At 40.6% G+C, this 18769-nt stretch carries 17 protein-coding genes; 11 read left to right on the forward strand and 6 right to left on the reverse strand.

Going from position 1 to position 18769, the window contains the following annotated elements; genetic code table 11:
- Positions 1–3: 3 nt before the first annotated feature.
- The 4 genes from MHB45_RS04800 to MHB45_RS04815 are packed head-to-tail and all read left to right on the forward strand — an operon-like array spanning position 4 to position 3362.
- Complete coding sequence (locus MHB45_RS04800; protein ID WP_226990422.1) at positions 4–762, forward strand: 2-phosphosulfolactate phosphatase; 759 nt, start codon at positions 4–6, stop codon at positions 760–762.
- A gap of 29 nt (positions 763–791) precedes the next feature.
- The gene (locus tag MHB45_RS04805) at positions 792–1571 is read left to right on the forward strand and encodes an SDR family NAD(P)-dependent oxidoreductase (RefSeq protein WP_048680437.1); all 780 of its coding nucleotides are present in this window, start codon (positions 792–794) and stop codon (positions 1569–1571) included.
- Between the two features lie 17 nt (positions 1572–1588).
- Positions 1589–2368, forward strand: a complete 780-nt coding sequence (locus MHB45_RS04810; RefSeq protein WP_034314172.1) for an enoyl-CoA hydratase/isomerase family protein — start codon at positions 1589–1591, stop codon at positions 2366–2368.
- 16 nt (positions 2369–2384) lie between these two features.
- On the forward strand, positions 2385–3362 hold the full coding sequence (locus MHB45_RS04815) for a quinone oxidoreductase family protein (RefSeq protein ID WP_048680433.1): 978 nt from the start codon (positions 2385–2387) through the stop codon (positions 3360–3362).
- Positions 3363–3431: 69 nt separating this feature from the next.
- Here the strand turns inward: MHB45_RS04815 and MHB45_RS04820 are convergent, their stop codons facing one another.
- Positions 3432–3767: a DUF3905 domain-containing protein gene (locus MHB45_RS04820; protein WP_048680429.1), complete on the reverse strand. Its 336-nt coding sequence runs from the start codon at positions 3765–3767 to the stop codon at positions 3432–3434.
- 122 nt (positions 3768–3889) lie between these two features.
- Here MHB45_RS04820 and MHB45_RS04825 point away from each other — a divergent pair, with 122 nt between their 5' ends.
- The 3 genes from MHB45_RS04825 to MHB45_RS04835 all read left to right on the forward strand — a co-directional run bounded on the left by MHB45_RS04825 (position 3890) and on the right by MHB45_RS04835 (position 5855).
- Positions 3890–4054: a hypothetical protein gene (locus MHB45_RS04825; RefSeq protein ID WP_057278994.1), complete on the forward strand. Its 165-nt coding sequence runs from the start codon at positions 3890–3892 to the stop codon at positions 4052–4054.
- Complete coding sequence (locus tag MHB45_RS04830; RefSeq protein ID WP_164468810.1) at positions 4047–4193, forward strand: hypothetical protein; 147 nt, start codon at positions 4047–4049, stop codon at positions 4191–4193. The genes MHB45_RS04825 and MHB45_RS04830 overlap by 8 nt, the downstream gene beginning before the upstream one ends.
- A gap of 303 nt (positions 4194–4496) precedes the next feature.
- Complete coding sequence (locus tag MHB45_RS04835; protein WP_072272405.1) at positions 4497–5855, forward strand: IS1182 family transposase; 1359 nt, start codon at positions 4497–4499, stop codon at positions 5853–5855.
- 141 nt (positions 5856–5996) lie between these two features.
- Here MHB45_RS04835 and MHB45_RS04840 read toward each other — a convergent pair whose 3' ends face one another.
- On the reverse strand, positions 5997–7757 hold the full coding sequence (locus tag MHB45_RS04840; RefSeq protein ID WP_072272671.1) for a B12-binding domain-containing radical SAM protein: 1761 nt from the start codon (positions 7755–7757) through the stop codon (positions 5997–5999).
- A gap of 205 nt (positions 7758–7962) precedes the next feature.
- Positions 7963–8988 carry an acyltransferase family protein gene (locus tag MHB45_RS04845; RefSeq protein ID WP_340907457.1) on the reverse strand — a complete coding sequence of 342 codons (1026 nt, stop codon included), beginning with the start codon at positions 8986–8988 and terminating at the stop codon, positions 7963–7965.
- Positions 8989–9264: 276 nt separating this feature from the next.
- Here MHB45_RS04845 and MHB45_RS04850 point away from each other — a divergent pair, with 276 nt between their 5' ends.
- Both MHB45_RS04850 and MHB45_RS04855 read left to right on the forward strand, forming a co-directional pair.
- The gene (locus MHB45_RS04850) at positions 9265–11424 is read left to right on the forward strand and encodes a PAS domain-containing sensor histidine kinase (protein WP_176702843.1); all 2160 of its coding nucleotides are present in this window, start codon (positions 9265–9267) and stop codon (positions 11422–11424) included.
- Positions 11425–11893: 469 nt separating this feature from the next.
- Complete coding sequence (locus MHB45_RS04855) at positions 11894–12136, forward strand: aspartyl-phosphate phosphatase Spo0E family protein (RefSeq protein WP_048678230.1); 243 nt, start codon at positions 11894–11896, stop codon at positions 12134–12136.
- Positions 12137–12431: 295 nt separating this feature from the next.
- Here MHB45_RS04855 and MHB45_RS04860 read toward each other — a convergent pair whose 3' ends face one another.
- The 3 genes from MHB45_RS04860 to MHB45_RS04870 form a co-directional block, all read right to left on the reverse strand.
- Entirely contained in the window at positions 12432–13163 is a 732-nt protein-coding gene (locus tag MHB45_RS04860) for a ZIP family metal transporter (protein ID WP_048678228.1), read from the reverse strand.
- Positions 13164–13276: 113 nt separating this feature from the next.
- Positions 13277–14500 carry an MFS transporter gene (locus tag MHB45_RS04865; RefSeq protein WP_048678249.1) on the reverse strand — a complete coding sequence of 408 codons (1224 nt, stop codon included), beginning with the start codon at positions 14498–14500 and terminating at the stop codon, positions 13277–13279.
- 143 nt (positions 14501–14643) lie between these two features.
- Positions 14644–16140, reverse strand: coding sequence for an ATP-binding protein (locus MHB45_RS04870; protein ID WP_161798611.1), 1497 nt, complete (start codon positions 16138–16140; stop codon positions 14644–14646).
- Between the two features lie 156 nt (positions 16141–16296).
- Here MHB45_RS04870 and MHB45_RS04875 point away from each other — a divergent pair, with 156 nt between their 5' ends.
- Entirely contained in the window at positions 16297–16734 is a 438-nt protein-coding gene (locus tag MHB45_RS04875) for a MarR family winged helix-turn-helix transcriptional regulator (protein WP_034314147.1), read from the forward strand.
- A gap of 227 nt (positions 16735–16961) precedes the next feature.
- The gene (locus tag MHB45_RS04880) at positions 16962–18656 is read left to right on the forward strand and encodes a M3 family oligoendopeptidase (RefSeq protein ID WP_048678223.1); all 1695 of its coding nucleotides are present in this window, start codon (positions 16962–16964) and stop codon (positions 18654–18656) included.
- The last annotated feature ends 113 nt before the right edge of the window (positions 18657–18769 follow it).

The following is an 18769-nucleotide window of genomic DNA, read 5'->3' on the forward strand; positions in this document are numbered from 1 at the left end:
AAAATGGAATATATTCAAAACATTCATTTACTACTAAAAAAAGAAGAGATAGATGTGGAAAAGCTTCAAGAAGGGGAGAAAGTTGCGGTCATCCTGGATGTGTTATTAGCGACTACCACGATTATTTCAGCACTTCATGATGGAGCACGCCAGGTGATACCTGTCATGGATCCACTGGATGCCTTGGTGAAAAGCCAGGAATTGGACCATGGGGATTTTGTAGTGGCAGGAGAACTAAAGGCAAAGCCGGTTGATGATTTAATGTATCCAAGTCCAACGCTATTGAGTAAGTTGGTACGCGGTAAAACTTTAATATTGTCCACTACTAATGGAACGGTCGCGTTGAGGAATTCAGCCGCTGCCAAAAGGGTTTATATTGCTTCTTTGTTGAATAATCCGTCTGTTGCGGAAAAAATAAAAAAATATCATAAAACAGAAACGATCCTCATCGTTTGTTCGGGAAATTCAGGTGAATTCAGTCTGGAAGACTTTTACGGTGCAGGCCATTTGATAGATTGCCTGATTGCTGGATCACAAGGTACGTTCATACTCAACGATGCAGCAAAGGCTGCCAATGCGCTTTATCGCACGAATAGCGAAAATGCCTTTGATATCCTGAAATCATCGTATGTCGGACAGTTGTTTGACAAACATAGTTTGATCGCCGATTTGGAATTGGCGGCGCAAAAAGGTTCGTTGGATCTTGTCCCAGAGTTGGTGGATGGAAGGATCGAAGCGGAATTGAAAAGGCAGGAAACGTAGTTCAAAAATACAGAAAAGGAGTGAAGGGGATGAGGTTTTCGCAGTCAATAGCGGTGGTTACAGGTGCAGGCTCTGGTATTGGGAAAGCTACGGCGATGCGCTTGTCGGATGAAGGGGCAAAAGTGCTGTTGGTAGGGCGGACGAAAGGAAAGCTGGAGGAAGCAGCTGCAGAAATCAATGCCAGGCACCCGATTCCGGTTGCTGATATTTTCCCTGCAGATGTTACCGTCGAGGAAGAGGTAATGGAGCTGGCCAAGTATGTGAAGGGAAAATATCGTGACCTTCACATTTTAATCAATAACGCAGGTGGTTCAAAGTCCTCAAAGCTCCTGGATACATCTGCAGCTGATTGGGATATGATTCAACATGTCAATTTGAAAAGTGTCTTTCTAGTTTCCAAGTATTTGGGGAAATTGATGGAAGAAGGAGCTAGTGGCGGAAATGAAGGTTCCAGCAATCGGGCAATCGTGAATGTGGCTTCACTGTCAGGACATCAGGCAGGAGCGTTCATCCCGCATTACAGCTCTGCTAAAGCCGGAGTCATCAGTTTAACGAAATCTTTGGCACTGGAACTCGCTGCAGTCGGCATTCGGGTCAATTCCGTATCACCGGGATTCATTGAAACGCCATTGACGGAGGATGGACTGCAAAATGAAAGATTCGTAAAGTCCATTCAACGGAACACGGCACTGGAAAGAGTGGGGAAAGCGGAGGAAATAAGTAATGTCATTACCTTTGCTGCTTCCCCGGAGGCTTCCTATATGACTGGGACGGATTTATTGGTGGATGGCGGCTGGTTGATCAAATAGAAAAAGGGGATGGGCAAATGTTAAAAGAACACTTATTGAAAGAAGTAATTGATAATGTAATGATCCTGACTTTGAATCGCCCTGAAAGCTTGAATGCATTTAGTCCGGATATGATTGCAAGCTTAACGAAAGCGATTAAGGATGTAAAACAAACACCGCATATAAGGGCAGTCATCATCAAAGGGGCGGGAAGGTCATTCACTGCAGGAGGCGACGTCAAGTCAATGGGGCAGGCCTCTGCAGGTCAATTGTATGATCATGTTGGCAGAATGAATGAATGCATATTGGCTCTGGATGCTTCCGAGGTTCCCGTAATCGCTGCCGTCCATGGATTTGCTGCTGGTGCCGGATTCAATTTGGCACTCGCCTGTGATCTGATCGTGGCTTCCGATGATAGTCAATTTGCCATGAGTTTTTCACAGGTAGGCCTGATCTCTGATGGAGGGGGTTCGTATTTTTTACCTAAATTGGTAGGGCCCCACCTTGCAAAGCAGCTCTTCTTTTCGGCCGAGCCAATTTCTGGGGAACGCTTATATCAGCTTGGTGTCATTAATTATTTATATCCACTCAATCAACTTGAAGAGGAATCATTGAAACTTGCGGTAAAACTGGCAAATGGACCGACAAAAGCATATGGGATGATGAAAAAGCTCGTCAGCCATTCATTTACGGCTACACTTGATGAAATACTGGAACAGGAACGTATTACGCAAACCTTGATGGCTTCCACGGAAGATCATCTGGAGGGGGTAGCAGCATTCAAAGAAAAAAGAAAGCCGGAATTTACAGGAAATTAATAAGGGAGGGATAAAGATGAAAGCTATTCATTTTGAAGAATACGGCGGACCGGAAGTACTGAAATTGACTGAAATGGAAAGGCCTGTGCCAACAGGGCATGAAGTTCTGATTGAAATCGATTGTGTAGGCGTCAATTATGCAGATACAGCCAGAAGGGAAGGGCAATATGTAGTTCCTACGCCGCTTCCGTTCATTCCCGGTGCGGAAGTGGCTGGCGTAGTGGTGGAAGTTGGTGGAAAGGTGACCAAAATCAAACCTGGTACAAGGGTCGTCAGCTTAATTGAATCTGGTGGATATTCAGAATATGCCCTTTCTGATGAATTCTCGGCCATTCCGCTTCCTGATGCCATTCAGTTCCATGAAGCTGTTGCCTTGCCCCTCCAAGGTCTGAGCGCCTATCATATTCTTAAGACAATGGGACGCATGCAACAGGGGGAAACGGTATTGGTCCATGCTGCTGCTGGGGGAGTGGGAACGATTGCCGTACAGTTAGCCAAAATCTTCGGGGCTGGAAAAGTGATTGCCACCGCCAGTACAGTGGAAAAGTTGGAACTGGCTAAAGAGATGGGGGCAGATGAACTCATTGATTACACGCAAGAAGGATGGGAAATGAAAGTCCGTGAGGTCACGGGAGGAAAGGGAGTAGACGTCGCGCTGGAAATGGCTGGAGGGGATATTTTCAATAAAACATTGAAATGTTTGGCTCCCTTTGGACGTCTTGTTGTTTTTGGTAATGCAAGTCGTAAGCCTTATACGATGAACCCGCAGCAATTAATGAGGCGCAATCAATCCGTCGTGGGTTTTTTCCTGCCACAGATCATGAAACACCCGGATTTGCTGTTGCCTAGCATTCAAGACCTTTTTGCATACGTTGCGTCTGGGGAGCTTAAGTTAACTATCGGGGGCATCTACCCAATTGAAAAGGCAGCAGCCGTTCATGAGGAAATGAACGCCCGGCAAACGAAAGGGAAGTTGATTTTGCAGGTTAAATGAGAATAAGGGGTGTATGATGCACCCCTTCTAGGATTTCACTTGTTCCTTTGACCCTAAAGAAAGCACGCCTCAATCCGTATCAGTGCTAACATCTTTATCTGGATGCATGAAAGGCGGCTGCGGCGCTATTTTAGACTCTAATAGTTGGCGGTTTTCAGTTGAATTCCAGCCTATATCATTGGTGGGGTGTACCCATTCGTCTCCAGCCATGATTTCCGGGTCTGTATCTTCGCTCCAGTTTTCGAGTGGTGAGTTTTCAGAGGCATATTTACTGTCGCCAATTACGACTCCATAATCATTGACGAATGGAGCCTGTGGTTTTATGCCGGTCCCTTTAAAGCTTGGTGCGTTAATTTGGTGTGGTTGTGTATCGTCGACAATTGGTGAATCCAATTTCTTTTTCATGTAGTGTCTCCCTTTTCGTTTTACGGTTATTTTTCTCGTCTGTCCCTATATTATCCCTGAATAATTTCCGGCATTTTTACCCCATTCTAAAAGGTAAACTATATTAAAAAGGGTGGATGAAAATGAAACGGAAAGCCAATGTGGATGGAGCTGTCAAAGCAAGTAAAACGCCAAAAAGAAATCAAGCTGAAAATGAATTTTCCAATGAGTTCGCAATGGAGGAAAATGCAATGAAAGGTGCCAACCGCAATTCAAAGCAAGGCAGAAAAGGAAGAAGTAATGGATAAAGAAAAACGGAACAGCGGGGAAAAGATGGGTGAACATGTACGGACTGAATTTGGAATCGAATTCAGCGGCGATATGAACGCAACTAAAATTTATGAAATTTTGGCAAAAGAAAATAAAAAACGTGAAAGTGATAAGTAAAAAAGGACGGACCCAGCCTTGGGTCCGTCCAGACTGTAGACAAACTCGATGAAAATCGAGTTTGTCTATTTTTATGGCTTGTACAATTTGGACGTTGATTTCCACTCCAGGCACTCGCTTTCCGCGGGCGGTCGGGGAGCCTCCTCGGCTTTCGCCTTGCGGGGTCTCCCCTAGACGCGCTTTTCCCGCAGGAGTCTCGTACCTTCCGTTCCAATCAACTTTGTCTTACCTTTTAGATAGAACACTTTTGCCTGGAGTCATGTTTGTTTTAAAATAGAAGTATTAAAACTTGAGGTGATGAGGATGCTTTCTAAACATGATTCTATTCAGCGAGATCAACTTGAAATGATTACTTTAGATCAATTGGTGCCACCGAACCATTTGGTTCGTAAAATGGAGGCTGCCATTGACTTCACTTTCATTTATGACTTGGTGAAAGATATGTATTCAGAGGTAGGACGCCCAAGTATTGATCCAGTTATTTTAGTTAAACTGACTTTCATTCAATATACCTTCGGTATTCGTTCCATGCGTAAAACGATTGAAGAAGTTGAAACCAATATGGCTTACCGTTGGTTCTTAGGCTATGGTTTCCATGATAAAGTACCTCATTTCTCTACGTTCGGGAAAAATTATGAGCGACGCTTCAAAGATACAGATCTGTTTGAACAGATTTTCTATCGCATTTTAATGACAGCTGCTAATAAAAAGTTAATAAGTGCTGAACACGTTTTCGTGGATTCCACACATGTGAAAGCCAGTGCGAATAAACGGAAATTTGAAAAGAAAATCGTTCGTAAAGAAACACGAGCGTATCAAGGACGTCTTCAAGAAGAAATCAATCAAGATCGTGAAAACCATGGAAAAAAGCCTTTTCCACCAGATAAATTTGATAAAGAAGAGACCAAAGAGATTAAAGAAAGTACAACGGATTCTGAGAGTGGCTACTATGTGAAAGATGAACGAACAAAACAGTTTGCCTATTCATTCCACGCGGCCGCAGACCGCAACGGTTTTGTATTGGGAACGATTGTAACACCTGGAAATACACATGACAGTCAGATCTTAGAGCCACTAGTTGAACAAGTGATTGAGAAAGTTGGAAAACCGGAAGCCGTTGCCGCAGATGCAGCTTATAAAACACCAGCGATTACAAGCTACCTATTTAACAAAGAAATCATACCGGCTTTACCTTATACACGTCCTCGCACCAAAGAAGGATTTTTCCGCAAACAGGACTATGTATACGATGAACATTTTGATTGTTACCTTTGCCCTTCGGGCGAAACTTTAAAGTACTCAACAACAAATAAAGAGGGCTATCGCGAGTACAAATCGCCAAAACAAATTTGTACAACATGCTCATTTTTATCTCGGTGTACAGAAAGCAAAGACTGTCAAAAAGTGGTGACACGGCATATCTGGCAAACACATGTGGAAGAAGCAGATCATCTGCGTCATCATCAAGATGTAAAACCTATATATGCAAAACGTAAAGAAACGATTGAGCGTGTATTCGCAGATGCAAAAGAAAAGCATGGTATGCGTTGGACTACTTTAAGGGGACTTAAAAAATTGTCGATGCAGGCGATGCTTACTTTCGCTGCCATTAATTTAAAGAAGATGGCCAATTGGACATGGCAAGGTCCAAAAATGGCCTAACATAGTGGGCTCGTAGAGCCCCAATCTCTAAACTTTAGGCGAAAATTCAAAGGGAATTTCAAAAGGGGTTCAGAATTTTTTAATTCCGAACCCCTTTTGTCTACAAACTGGACGGACCCAGCCTTGGGTCCGTCCTTATTATTAAAGCATGATGCTGCCGGATTTTGAAAGAGGGAAAATCGTTGATCCCTTACCACTAGGATCAAAATAGGCAAGCATGAATGAAGGTTTATCGACGATTGTTCCCTCGGCTAAATACGTTTCCAAATCAAAGGGAAGTGCCTCGAGCAACGTGTGTTTGTGTATTTCTTTTTCATTTAGGGCCAAAGCGGTGAAAGAGGAACCAAGCTGTTCAGGCTTATTGAGAATATATTCATATATCTCTTTCCGACCACTTTTATCTAATGAAGCTTCCCACCAAGGTTTACGTGGTTTGTATTTTTGATTCATGAAATAATCCAATTTCATGAGTCCGATAATGTTTTTCAGTTCGGCAGATTCCCGGGAAGCCAAAAACTGCTGTAAACGTCTGAACAAGTCTTCAAGCTGATGGCCGATTCGTGACCACCCTTGTTCATCCCAATAGGTACCGAAATCTTGAAAGAAGTCGAACGGTGATTGAAATACCGTTTTGACAAGATATTCTGTAGTATGATCCATTCTATGATCGTTCCAGTATTTTTCAAGTACATCTTCAACTTGTTTTATGCGGACAATGTCATCGAAGGATAAAACATTATTCCCCAATATTTCATAAGGAGCATGTTCGCTGTATATATATTGGTGTTCATCGGCTCGTATCCGTAAGCCGGTTCCACGAAGCATCTTTAAGAAACCAAGCTGCATCTCTTCGGGTCTAAGCTCGAAAACATCATTGAAGGTCTTTCGGAAAGAATGATAATCTTCTTCCGGTAAACCGGCAATAAGGTCTAAATGCTGATCAATTTTCTGACCATCTTTTACCATGGTTACGGTCCTGGTCAGTTTTTCGAAATTCTGTCTTCTCATTACTAGATCATTCGTATGATCATTCGTCGATTGTACCCCTATTTCAAAGCGGAACAGTCCTGCAGGGGCATTGTCGTTCAAGAACTGGATAACTTCCGGACGCATGATGTCCGCCGTGATTTCGAACTGGAAAACCACACCGGGAAGATGCTCATCGATTAAGAATTGAAACATCTCCATGGCATAGCTTCGGCTGATATTGAAGGTTCGGTCAACGAACTTAATGGTCTTTGCACCATTAGCCATAAGGTACCTGATATCTTCTTTAATCTTTTCACGATCAAAATACCTGACACCCACTTCAATCGATGAAAGGCAAAATTGGCAGCTGAACGGGCAACCTCGGCTAGTTTCGATATAGGTGACACGTTTAGATAGGTCGCCGCGGTCTTCCTCCAAACGATATGGAGAAGGGAGGGATTTTAAATCAACCTTGCCGTTCTGAGGCTGGATGATTTTTTTTCCATCCTGTCGGTACGCAATGCCGCCGATCTTCTTATAGTCTTTCGAACCTTCAATTTCAGATAAAAGGGCCTTGAAGGTGACTTCACCTTCACCGATTACGATGAAATCAGCCCCGGGAATCTGATCAAGCCATTCCCCAACATCATAGGTGACTTCAGGTCCGCCGAGAATGATGACCAATTCCGGGTTGATTTTTTTTAGCATGGCTACGACTTTCATTGTTTCCTCGATGTTCCAAATATAGCAGCTGAACCCTATGACATCAGGTTTTTTGGAATGAAGGTCACCAACTATGTTCATAATTGGATCTTTTATCGTATATTCTGCCAGCTGGACATCATAATCAGGCTGGGCGTAAGCTTTTAAATATCGGATGGATAGCGATGTATGGATATATTTTGCGTTAAGAGTACTGATTATTATATTCATGTTAAAGGGCGTAAAAGAAACGCCTGGCTCCTTTCGTGTACATGTCTTTTTAAGCCAACAAGCACTAACGAGTAATTTTACCATAGCGTGCTCCATTTGAAAAATGAGTTATGGTATTGAAGGGGGAATCTTTGCTGCTTGAAAGTCGGATAAGAAATCGAATTTGAAAAAACGGATAAAGCAGGAAATGCTTCATCCGTTTTATTTAAAAAGCTTGTTTAATATAGTCTTTCGTTTTAGTCATGAATCGTTTTGTTTTGGTCGCCTTCAATTCGATGATCGGCTGTGCCATGGAAGCGATCATTTCACTTGATAATAACACGGTAATCAAGAAAGAGAGTCCGGCGAGCATGATAAAGCTCTCTGTATTGCTGAAGTATTCCTGTATGGTGCTTTCGCGGAAGAAACGAATGAAGAAACCATGCAGCAGATACACATAAAGGGTTTGTTTACCCCAATTCGTAAAGAAATATTGTCTGCGTGGGATGAACGAAAGGAAGCTTAACACTGAAATGATGCTCAATCCATAAAATCCTAGGCGTTTAAACATGGACACGATTGTCGCATCTTCAAGTTCGGCATATGGTTTCGAACCGAGCAGCCATTTATAATTAATATCGGTATTTAAATAAAAACCGATAAAAATCACTAACATGACAATAAGTGATGCCAAACGAACTTTGGGAGTGAATAGTTTTTTTAAATGTTCCTTGCTTAAATGGTACCCGATCAAAAACATCGGGAAAAAAACGAATGTCCTGGAGAGACTAAGGTAATTGGAAATATTGTCTATATAACCAATCAATAATGCGATTATTAAAGATAAACCTATGCCTACCGATGGCTTTAGCTTTGAGAAACCAAGCAGCATGATGTTCCAACAGAATAAACTGATCAAGAACCATAGCGACCATTGGGGGTCAAGCAGGTCTACAGTGATGGCAGAACGTTCATATAAGAAATAATAGTAAACGGTATATATCAATTGGAAAATGATGTAGGGTAAAATCAGTTTTTTAGTGATTTTACCCAAATACCCTTTTTGATAAAAACCTTTCGCAAAGAATCCTGAAACAAGGATAAAGGCAGGCATGTGAAAGGAATAAATGGTTTTATATAAAGCATATATCGTTTCACTGTCATGTATATACGTATTCAGCAAATGACCAAAGACGACAAATGCCATGAGAATGAACTTGGCGTTATCGAAGAAAAAATCACGTTGTTTCATTATTGCCTCCATTTAATAAATTTTAAGGTAGCTAGAAAGCATTGCTATTTCTTATTCCCTAAATACCTTGTACTAAATCATTATTTATTAAATTTATTATAAAAACCTTAAATTAAGCTTAACGCTAAGTTTTACAGCTTTCAATATACTATCATTTGATATATAGGTTAATTTTGGATAAAGGTGTTTGCGCTGATTTTCGAAAAATACCGAGGAAAATCAAGATGGATGTCGAATAAAGTTGGGTAGGTATGGGTTTTGATGAGGGGGGTTAATATGAATATCGGTTATGAGAATGAAGCGGAATATAAACAGGAAATTTTAAAATTGAATAAACAGATCGAAGGGTTTCTGAATATGTTCGATTCAATGTCAGAGCCTTATATCAGGGTTGATGAGGAACTGCGTCTCACTTATGCCAATGATGCCGCCTGTGCCCTGCTGGAAACACCTAAAGATCAACTGGAGTCCATGAGGATAACTGATTTTCTCGATGTCATCCCTTTAAATAACCAGGAAGTGTCAAGCACCCTAAAAACCTCGAATGAAAGTGAAAGGCAAATTATCCAGCTACATACCGGAGCCCTTAAGCAAATAGAGTTTATACGAATGAAATCACTTTCCGAAGGACAGCAGTTCTATCGTTTGGGGGATGTGACATTGGATGTTTCTTCGTCAAGGGAAACAGGGATGTCAAGACAGATGTTTTTGGACATTTTCGATACAGCCATAGAAAGCATCGTTCTATTCGACAGTTCAGGAATAATAATGGAAGTGAACCATGCCTTTATCCATGCCTTGGGCATTCCGAAAAAAGAGATTGTCGGTAAGAATATGAGGGACCTCATCTCCCCAGATTATAGGGGATATTGGGATGAGAGCATACAAAGAGCCTTTGATGAGTCGAACTATAAAGGGGAGGTAGAGATAAAGGTCGGGGATGAACTGCATCATTTTACTTTTTCGATAAGTTCAACGGTAGGAAATGAACTATATATGTCTGTGCTTGGAAGAATTACAGAATCAAATATAATAGAAAAAAAGTTAGAGACGAGCGAACGGATTTTTGCGGAATTATTCGACCAGTCCATGGATGCAATCATATTCTGGAATGATGACGGGATCATTTTTCGGGTCAATCATTCAGCGTGTAAAATATTCGAATCCAGCAGGGAGGATTTGATTGGCAGTTATATCTGGAAATACGTTTACAGCAATAATCACCATTTTAGTCAGATGATGGAAACATTTGAAAGAGACACCCAGGTGCGGGGTGAGCTGATTTATAAAATGCCTAATAACCAAATTAAATTGCTGGAATTGACTGCAAAAAAACATGAAGGTGACGGATATAACGTAACGATCTTTCGAAATGTCAGTGAGCGCTGGCTGATTGAGAAGGAATTAAGGGATAGTGAGAAGAAGTTCAGGAAGATTTTTGAGGGAACATTAGACGGCCTGATTTTATGGAATCATGAAGGGTTCACGGATATTAATGAAGCGGGTCAGAAAATATTGGAGATTTCGAAGCGCAAACTGCTTTCTTTATCTGTTAAGGGATTCATCGAAAAAATTCCTGAAAATGCTCCAGTCTTGAATGCTCATATTGAAAATGTTTATAAGCATGAGGTATACTCCTCCATCATTCCGATAACATTCGAAGATGGAAGAGTTAAGCATATTGAATTTTTGACGAGGAAAAATTTATATTCGAACCTGAATTTAAGCATTTTCCGTGATGTGAGTAAAAATCTCGAGATGCAGGAACAAATCCGTAAATCGGATACTTTGAATGTCGTTGGTGAATTGGCGGCAGGTATTGCTCATGAAATCAGGAACCCAATGACAGCCTTAAAAGGTTTTATCCAGTTGCTTGAGGACGGTGTTAAAGGGGAGTTTTCCACATATTTTCATGTGATTACATCCGAAATTAAGCGAATCGAAACCATTATCACGGAATTTTTGGTACTGGCAAAGCCGCAGGCGCTAAAAATTTTCAAACAGGATGTTCATACCATATTGAGAGAGACACTGGAATTACTGGCCGCTCAGGCACTGTTGGAAAATATTCAATTCGAGACAAACTTTGAAGATGATGAATGTAAGGTTTTATGTGAAGCGAACCAGTTAAAGCAAGTGTTCATTAATATCATCAAAAATGCATTGGAAGTCATGCCGGATGGCGGGTCTGTTCACATTAAAACAAGCCGATTTTCAGAGAAATACGTTTGCATTTCAATTACCGATAAAGGCATGGGGATTTCAACGGAAATGCTAAAAAAATTGGGTGAACCTTTTTATACGACGAAGGATAGGGGAACAGGGCTGGGGCTCATGGTCAGCTATAAAATCATTGAAGAACACAATGGCTATATAGAAGTGGAAAGCGAAGTGGGAAAAGGGACGAGTTTTCATATTTATTTGCCATTCGAGTAATGTAGAAGGGGATGCTCTATACCTTTCTTAAGTTAACGGAAAGCATGGATATTACATTAGGGATCCTTTATCGGATTCCTTTTTTGTTCCATCATTATTATCCTGGGATTTCAAATGAGGGTTGTAATAATGATAAACATTTTTCCCCTTCACTTAAGGGGCTGTCCTGCTTTTAAATCATTGAGAAATTATCTGCTCGAATTGAATAAGCGAAAACTAATAATAGCATCCAAATGGGGGGATCTTTCAAAGCGATTTTCGGAGCTGTCTTCATATGAAATCTTCCTGATCAATATATGATGCTTATGCTTAGGAATTTCCGTCATATCCTGTCTGCTGATGGACAAAGCCATATCGCAATTTAAGAAGTTTTGTCTTTTTTTGCGAATCTATTTACATATAAGGCATATTTTGTAATACTTCTTTATTATAATGTAACTTTAAAAGGGCAGGAGTAGTGAATGTAGTTATGAATTCTAGGTGTGCAACGGAAATTTGTTCTGAGATTCGAATGAAGCGTTGGGAAATGATGGAGTTGGCGAAAATGTATGGAATTGGCCATGAGTATACCCTTCGCCAAAGTGAGCAGCTTGACAAACTTATAAATGAGTACCTGATCCTTCAACATCATTCATCAGTGGAAGTGAGAAATAAGCGCGAAGAAATGGTTGTTATTGTACAGCAGCCCTTTAATGATGACATTTCCTTTTAGAAGGAAATGGAATGCCCATGACTTTTTATATTAACAGGCAAGAGACAATCAGCTTTGTGTGATTTCCGGTGAAATGAATCATATCTGAAAACAAATAAAGAAAGACTTATATAAACAAGAATATATCTTTGGAATTTCCTTTGGATTTGGGGTATATATCGAGGGGAGGCCACCAGAAGGTGTCCTTCATGCATCGGATTGGTTTAGAAGTCTTAATTTTTCTGAATGGATTACACTGATAAATAAAAAGTAAGAGCTGACTCACTTGTTTGAGCCAGCCATGGAAGTCCCGCAATTATAAAACTTCCAATAATATGACCATGAACAAAAGGCCGATAATGAAGGAATAGGTGGATGTGCGTTCATTACCATCCCCATGGCTTTCGGGAATCAATTCCTTATAAACGATGAAAAGCATGGCCCCGGCGGCGAAAGCTAGGCCGTATGGAACCAGGAACCCAATGTAAGAGGTTAAATAATAACCCAGTAAGCCCGTAATTATTTCGATGGTGCCGGTTAAGGTTGCAATCAGGAATGCTGTGAGTTTACCGATTTTTTGATTAATTAAAAACAAGGCGACCAGTAAGCCTTCCGGAGCATTTTGCAGGCCTATGGCAAAAGCGATCAAGTTACCTGTATCAGCTGTATCAGAGGCGTAACTGACCCCGACAGATAGCCCCTCAGGAATATTATGGAGTGTAATGGCAGTGATGATGAGCAAAGCCTTTTCATCGAACTGAATACCACTTTTCGTATGGCTGAGATCGATATGAGGAATGTTTTGTTCCATGATCGTTAATGTCATTACCCCGAGAAAAACCCCAATTACTAGCTGAATATACCCTCCGGTGGCCAGAGACTCCGGGATCAGGCTCAATAACGAAGCTGCCATCATGATTCCAGCGGTAAATGCCAGTAGCGTGTCTCTGAATCGATGTGTGATTGAACCTTGAATGAACAAGATTGGTAACGCACCAAACCCTGTAGACATAGCAGATAGGATGCTGCCTAATAAAACTCCACTCATAAATTTCTCCTTTGTAAGGTACTTATCGTTACTTCTTTGCGAATTTTTGGGTGAAACAATAATTCATTGTATTTAGACATAAAGAATATGTTCCTGGAAAAAACCATTTTGCATCAATCTTCTGCATACCATTTTTTCAATGTTAGATCAGACGGTAGCAATATGCTGATGATCCCCAGTAATGGCAGGAATCCCACTAGCTTAATCATGGATTCAATTCCAATTATATCTGCAATGGCTCCCAATGAAACGGATCCAATGGCACCCATTCCGAAGGCTAAACCTACGGTCAAGCCTGCCATCGTACCGACTTTTCCCGGAACCAATTCCTGTGCGTATATTACCGTGACGGAAAAACTGCTCATGATAATGAATCCCGCTATCAATAATAAGATAAAAGCGGCTGTAGGAGGTACGAATGGTAAAAGTGCGGTTATAGGCATGCTGGCAGCGAAAGAAAAGAAAATGATGTTTTTACGTCCGAATCTATCAGCAAGCGGGCCTCCGAAAAATGTACCTACAGCACCAGCTGCCAAAAAGGCAAATAGGAAAAATTGTGCGGCTTTTATCGTGAATGAATACTGCTCGATCAAATAAAAACTATAAAAGTTCGTCATGCACGATACATACCAGGAACGGGCAAAGATTATGAATAAAATCAATACCAGGGCTTTGGCCACTTTATGGGACCGCTCTTTATTGATTATTTTTGCAGCAAGCTTCTTAGGCTGGAAGTGAATTAATTTTTGGGAATACCAATTGGCAATATACAGCAATAGGATAACGGCCATTAAGGCAACCAGGGCAAACCAGAGTGCGCCTTTCTGACCAAATGGAACAAGTACGATGGCTGTGATGAGTGGGGCAAGTGCCTGCCCGCTATTCCCGCCGACCTGATAAATGGATTGTGCTAGGCCCCTCTTTGGTCCGCCTGCCATGTAGGCAACCCTGGAGCCTTCCGGATGGAATATGGCCGACCCTAAGCCCATCAGGATGACTGCACCAAGGATAATGGTATAGTTTGGGGCAATTGCGAGAATGATGACCCCGATTAAAGTACTGGTCAACCCAATGGGCAATGCATATGGAAATGGTTTTTTATCCGTATAGAACCCAACTGCCGGTTGCAGGAGCGATGAGACGATATTCAGGCAGAATGCAATCATCCCAAGCTGTGTATACGAAAGCGACATTGATTTTTCGAGGATTGGGAACATGGCAGGTACGACGGCCTGAAGAGAATCATTCATTAAATGGCATATGCCTATGATGATCATGATTTTCAGAGTCATATCTTGTTTTTGCGGTTTTGTTTTAATGGCAGCGATACTTCCCATCTGTATATATCCTTCTTCCTGATTAAGATTTTTACCTATTCCATAAATAGATTCAAGAAGCATGCACCGTATGCATGACACCTTGAAAAAATCGGGATCGTTACTAGTCTTCATGAAAAAACCGAAAACTCTTCAAAGTATTGCTAAGTGTGGTCTTTTATAAGCGGCAAGCTGATTGTAACGGTTGTACCGACCAGAGGTTTACTTGAAAACTCGATGGTGCCGTTAAAAGATTCAATGATTCGTTTACACACAAATAGCCCTAATCCCGTTCCTTCTTTTTTCGATGTATAGAAGGGATCGAACACTTTCCCTATATCTTTTTCATTCAATCCTTGCCCGTTATCGATGATCATGATTTTAGCCCATTCATTTTCATGGTGAATACGAATCCTTAACTTTTTCCCAACTTCCATGGCCTCGAAACCGTTTTTGGCAATGTTGAGAATGACTTGTTTGAGTTGGTCCTTTGTACAATGAACCAGGATTGGCTCCTTTATGATATTCCATTCCACTTCAATATTGAAGTGACGTGCTTCTGATTCTATTATTGGTCTCAATTCAGCAATGATACTGCGAATATCATATAAGGATAAAGTTTGTACCATTGGCTTTCCTAAAATCAAAAATTCGCTGACGATGCTATTGATCCGTTCAATTTCCTTCATGATTACAGAGTAATAGAACTGATCTTGCTCCTCAGGGTGTTTTTCAACCAGTAACTGTACTAGCCCCTTTATGCCGGTAAGTGGGTTTTTTATTTCATGTGCAGTACTTGCAGCCAATGTACCGACAAAATCTATTTTTTGGTTTTCATTTAGTAATTTTTGTTTTTTGGCATGCCTGCGAACGATCACTTCCTCCATGATGATATAAATCATGTGAGTAATAAAGAAGGTGAAAAAAACAAGCATTAAAAAAACATTCATGTTATTTGTGTTAATCTTGTCGGGCACTTTGACGGACAGTGTCCAATCGACTTCGGTCAAAGGAACATCCACCCATGTTGAATGTCCATTGAATCCCTCGGCATTTATATCTAAAATTCGGGTTTTGTCCTTTGTTTCCAATATAAAGGTATGACCAGGGCTGAGCATTTTTAATGTTTTTTCCATATGATCCAGCCTGATATGTGCCAATAAAAACCCTTGCACTTTTTTAGCTTGATCCAGTATGGGAGCAAAAATGGAAAAATAATTAAAATGAGCGTTATAAAGCTCCTTTGTTCCTGCAACAACTGCTTTTTGAGTTTTCACTGCACGTTCCATATCATTTTGTTCGATTAAATGGTAATGATGGAAATTCTTATTCGTACCCGAAATGGAAACACCGTCGCGATTTAGCCAATATACTCCGGCATACCTGGAATCTGTATCTTTGATCCAGTTCATAAGCAGTTCGGTTTTTTTGTCATCCATATAAAGCACGGAACTGCTAAGGCTAAGCAGCTCAAGGTTTTCCTTCGTTTCCCTTATAACTTGATCTATGTATTCTTGATAAACCGTTCCCGCCCATTCAGCTTGTTCCTGTCTTTCTTTTAGAAGGGAACGTTCTAAATGAATCCAATAAATGATAGAGAGAAAAATTAATGGTAAAATAACAATAAGTAGATATGTGGTGAATTTATGCCTCGTTTTCATGTTTGTCACTACTTTAGCTTTTTTTTCAAGTATATCAAAATGATTGATTAAACAATAGTGCATACTAACAGGGCAGATTGACAAAAAATCCTTTATGTCATATAATAACTTTTAATTCAAGATATTTTAATTAAAAATTTTTAAGGTTGTGAAGTTATGGAGAATAATAACATCCAACAGTCTTTGAAACTGTTCATTGTGATGTCTAGAGCTCATCGATCCATTAATGATGTGGTTAATAAACATATAGCTGAAGAGGGTTTGAATCCAACTGAGTTTGCAGTACTGGAATTGCTTTATCATAAAGGGGATCAGCCTCTTCAGCAAATAGGCGGAAAGATCCTGCTAGCTAGTGGCAGCATTACCTATGTCGTGGATAAACTTGAACAGAAGGAATATCTGCAGCGCATAGCATGTAAAGAGGATCGCCGTGTAACCTTTGCAAAGATAACCGATAAAGGAAAGGCCTTTATTGAAGGAGTTTTTCCTGAGCATGAAAAAAGAATCGATGATATCATGAGTGTACTTACGCAAGATGAAAAGGCGACCGTGATTGAATTGCTTAAAAAAATTGGGTATTCCGCTCAAAATTAGCTAAAGAACCAGCACCTTGATTTGACTACAGGTGCTGTTTTTTTATGTCTGATAAAACATGAATTTGTTTTAGCGACATAAAAAGGTTTTTAATAACGCAGTGGCGAAATAAATTACATTAAGATAATCGTGATAATGGTGAATGTTTCTTGGAAACGAATCCGATTGGATAACGTCACTCTGGTTTATACAGAAAAAATGTTTTATATTCGAAAAGGAGCCTACATATGAAATTTAATGAGTATCAATATAAACGTCCTGAAATGGATGAAATTAAAACCCGGTTCATGAAAGCTTTGGAAAAGTTTACGGACGCTGCAAACGCCGATTCACAAATAAAAGCCATGGAAGAAATAAACGGAATTCGAAATTATGTAGGTACGATGTTTAATTTGGTCTATATCCGGCATTCCATAGATACCAATGATGTTTTTTATAAAGCGGAGAATGATTACTTAGATGACTTCTCCCCTGAAATGGAAGAATTGACCTCGAAATTTTACAATGAACTCGTTCGCTCGAAATTCCGTAAGGAGCTTGAGGAGAAATGGGGAACTCAACTATTTGACCTGGCAGAGGCCCAACTCAAAACCTTTACGCCCGAAATCATACCACAACTGCAAAAAGAAAATAAATTATCAAGTGAGTATTCACAATTAATTGCCTCTGCAAAAATTCACTTTGATGGAAAAGAATTAACACTTGCGCAGCTTCAGCCTTTTATGGAGTCCTCGGACCGTGAGTTAAGGAAAAATGCAAGTGAGGCATATTACGGTTTCTTTGAAGAAAAGCAGGAGGAATTGGATCGTATATTCGATGAACTTGTCAAGGTGAGAAATGGGATTTCGACAGCGCTGGGTTATGGGAATTTTGTGGAACTTGGGTATTATCGAATGACAAGGACTGATTATGATGCTGATATGGTTGCTGCATTCCGCAAGCAGGTGAAAGAGGAAGTGGTACCGCTTGTCACCCGGCTGAAGGAACGGCAGCGGGAACGTCTTGGATTGGAGAACCTGAACTATTATGATGAGAATTTTCATTTCAGAACGGGTAATGCCATTCCAAAAGGCGATGCTGAGTGGATCATAGATAATGGGAAAAGGATGTACCAGGAATTATCACCTGAAACGAATCAGTTTTTCAACTATATGATTGATAATGACCTGATGGACCTTGTGGCGAAAAAAGGAAAAGAAAGCGGTGGCTACTGTACTTTTATAGAAGACTATAAAGCTCCATTCATCTTTTCTAATTTCAACGGTACTTCCGGGGATATTGATGTTTTGACACATGAGGCAGGTCATGCATTCCAAGTGTATCGCAGCCGTGATCTTGACATTCCTGAGTATTATTGGCCAACATATGAAGCATGTGAAATCCATTCGATGAGCATGGAATTTTTAACTTGGCCATGGATGGAGCTATTTTTCAAGGAAGATACGGAAAAATATAAGTTTTCCCATTTAAGCGGTGCCCTCATATTCCTCCCGTATGGGGTAGCTGTTGATGAATTTCAGCATTTTGTCTATGAAAATCCTAATGCCTCCCCCGTTGAAAGGAAGCAGGCTTGGCGTAAGATCGAGATGGAATATTTGCCGCATCGCGATTATGAAGGAAACGAATTCTTGGAGAATGGCGGGTATTGGCAGCGGCAAAGCCACATTTATCAATCACCTTTTTATTATATCGACTATACATTGGCCCAGATTTGTGCTTTCCAATTCTGGAAAAGGTCGACTGAAAAAGATGAAACGGCTTGGGAGGATTATTTGAATCTGTGCCAACTTGGAGGCAGCAAGTCCTTCCTTGATCTCGTTGAATCTGCGAATCTAAAATCCCCGTTTGTTGACGGTACTGTACAGTCCGTTGTGAAGGTGATAGACGAATGGCTCTCCACTGTTGATGATAAAGCATTATGAAATGATCTAAATCCGAACCATGATTATAAAAGAAGACTTGGTTATCCTTCATGAACACTTTTTTTATAGAAAGAAACATTATTGGATTGAAGAAATTTGCGACACTCCTGTCG

Origin of the sequence: Peribacillus sp. FSL K6-5616 (assembly GCF_038008245.1) — a bacterium.
Lineage (GTDB): Bacteria > Bacillota > Bacilli > Bacillales > DSM-1321 > Peribacillus > Peribacillus frigoritolerans.

Bases quoted from the DNA above. Each gene is read 5' to 3' on its own strand.
- MHB45_RS04835 (WP_072272405.1), top strand. From the start codon at position 4,497: ATGCTTTCTAAACATGATTCTATTCAGCGAGATCAACTTGAAATGATT.
- MHB45_RS04840 (WP_072272671.1), bottom strand. From the start codon at position 7,757: ATGAATATAATAATCAGTACTCTTAACGCAAAATATATCCATACATCG.
- MHB45_RS04870 (WP_161798611.1), bottom strand. From the start codon at position 16,140: ATGAAAACGAGGCATAAATTCACCACATATCTACTTATTGTTATTTTA.
- MHB45_RS04845 (WP_340907457.1), bottom strand. From the start codon at position 8,988: ATGAAACAACGTGATTTTTTCTTCGATAACGCCAAGTTCATTCTCATG.
- MHB45_RS04855 (WP_048678230.1), top strand. From the start codon at position 11,894: ATGAATTCTAGGTGTGCAACGGAAATTTGTTCTGAGATTCGAATGAAG.
- MHB45_RS04875 (WP_034314147.1), top strand. From the start codon at position 16,297: ATGGAGAATAATAACATCCAACAGTCTTTGAAACTGTTCATTGTGATG.
- MHB45_RS04805 (WP_048680437.1), top strand. From the start codon at position 792: ATGAGGTTTTCGCAGTCAATAGCGGTGGTTACAGGTGCAGGCTCTGGT.
- MHB45_RS04865 (WP_048678249.1), bottom strand. From the start codon at position 14,500: ATGGGAAGTATCGCTGCCATTAAAACAAAACCGCAAAAACAAGATATG.
- MHB45_RS04880 (WP_048678223.1), top strand. From the start codon at position 16,962: ATGAAATTTAATGAGTATCAATATAAACGTCCTGAAATGGATGAAATT.
- MHB45_RS04860 (WP_048678228.1), bottom strand. From the start codon at position 13,163: ATGAGTGGAGTTTTATTAGGCAGCATCCTATCTGCTATGTCTACAGGG.
- MHB45_RS04825 (WP_057278994.1), top strand. From the start codon at position 3,890: ATGAAACGGAAAGCCAATGTGGATGGAGCTGTCAAAGCAAGTAAAACG.
- MHB45_RS04820 (WP_048680429.1), bottom strand. From the start codon at position 3,767: ATGAAAAAGAAATTGGATTCACCAATTGTCGACGATACACAACCACAC.
- MHB45_RS04815 (WP_048680433.1), top strand. From the start codon at position 2,385: ATGAAAGCTATTCATTTTGAAGAATACGGCGGACCGGAAGTACTGAAA.
- MHB45_RS04810 (WP_034314172.1), top strand. From the start codon at position 1,589: ATGTTAAAAGAACACTTATTGAAAGAAGTAATTGATAATGTAATGATC.
- MHB45_RS04850 (WP_176702843.1), top strand. From the start codon at position 9,265: ATGAATATCGGTTATGAGAATGAAGCGGAATATAAACAGGAAATTTTA.
- MHB45_RS04830 (WP_164468810.1), top strand. From the start codon at position 4,047: ATGGATAAAGAAAAACGGAACAGCGGGGAAAAGATGGGTGAACATGTA.
- MHB45_RS04800 (WP_226990422.1), top strand. From the start codon at position 4: ATGGAATATATTCAAAACATTCATTTACTACTAAAAAAAGAAGAGATA.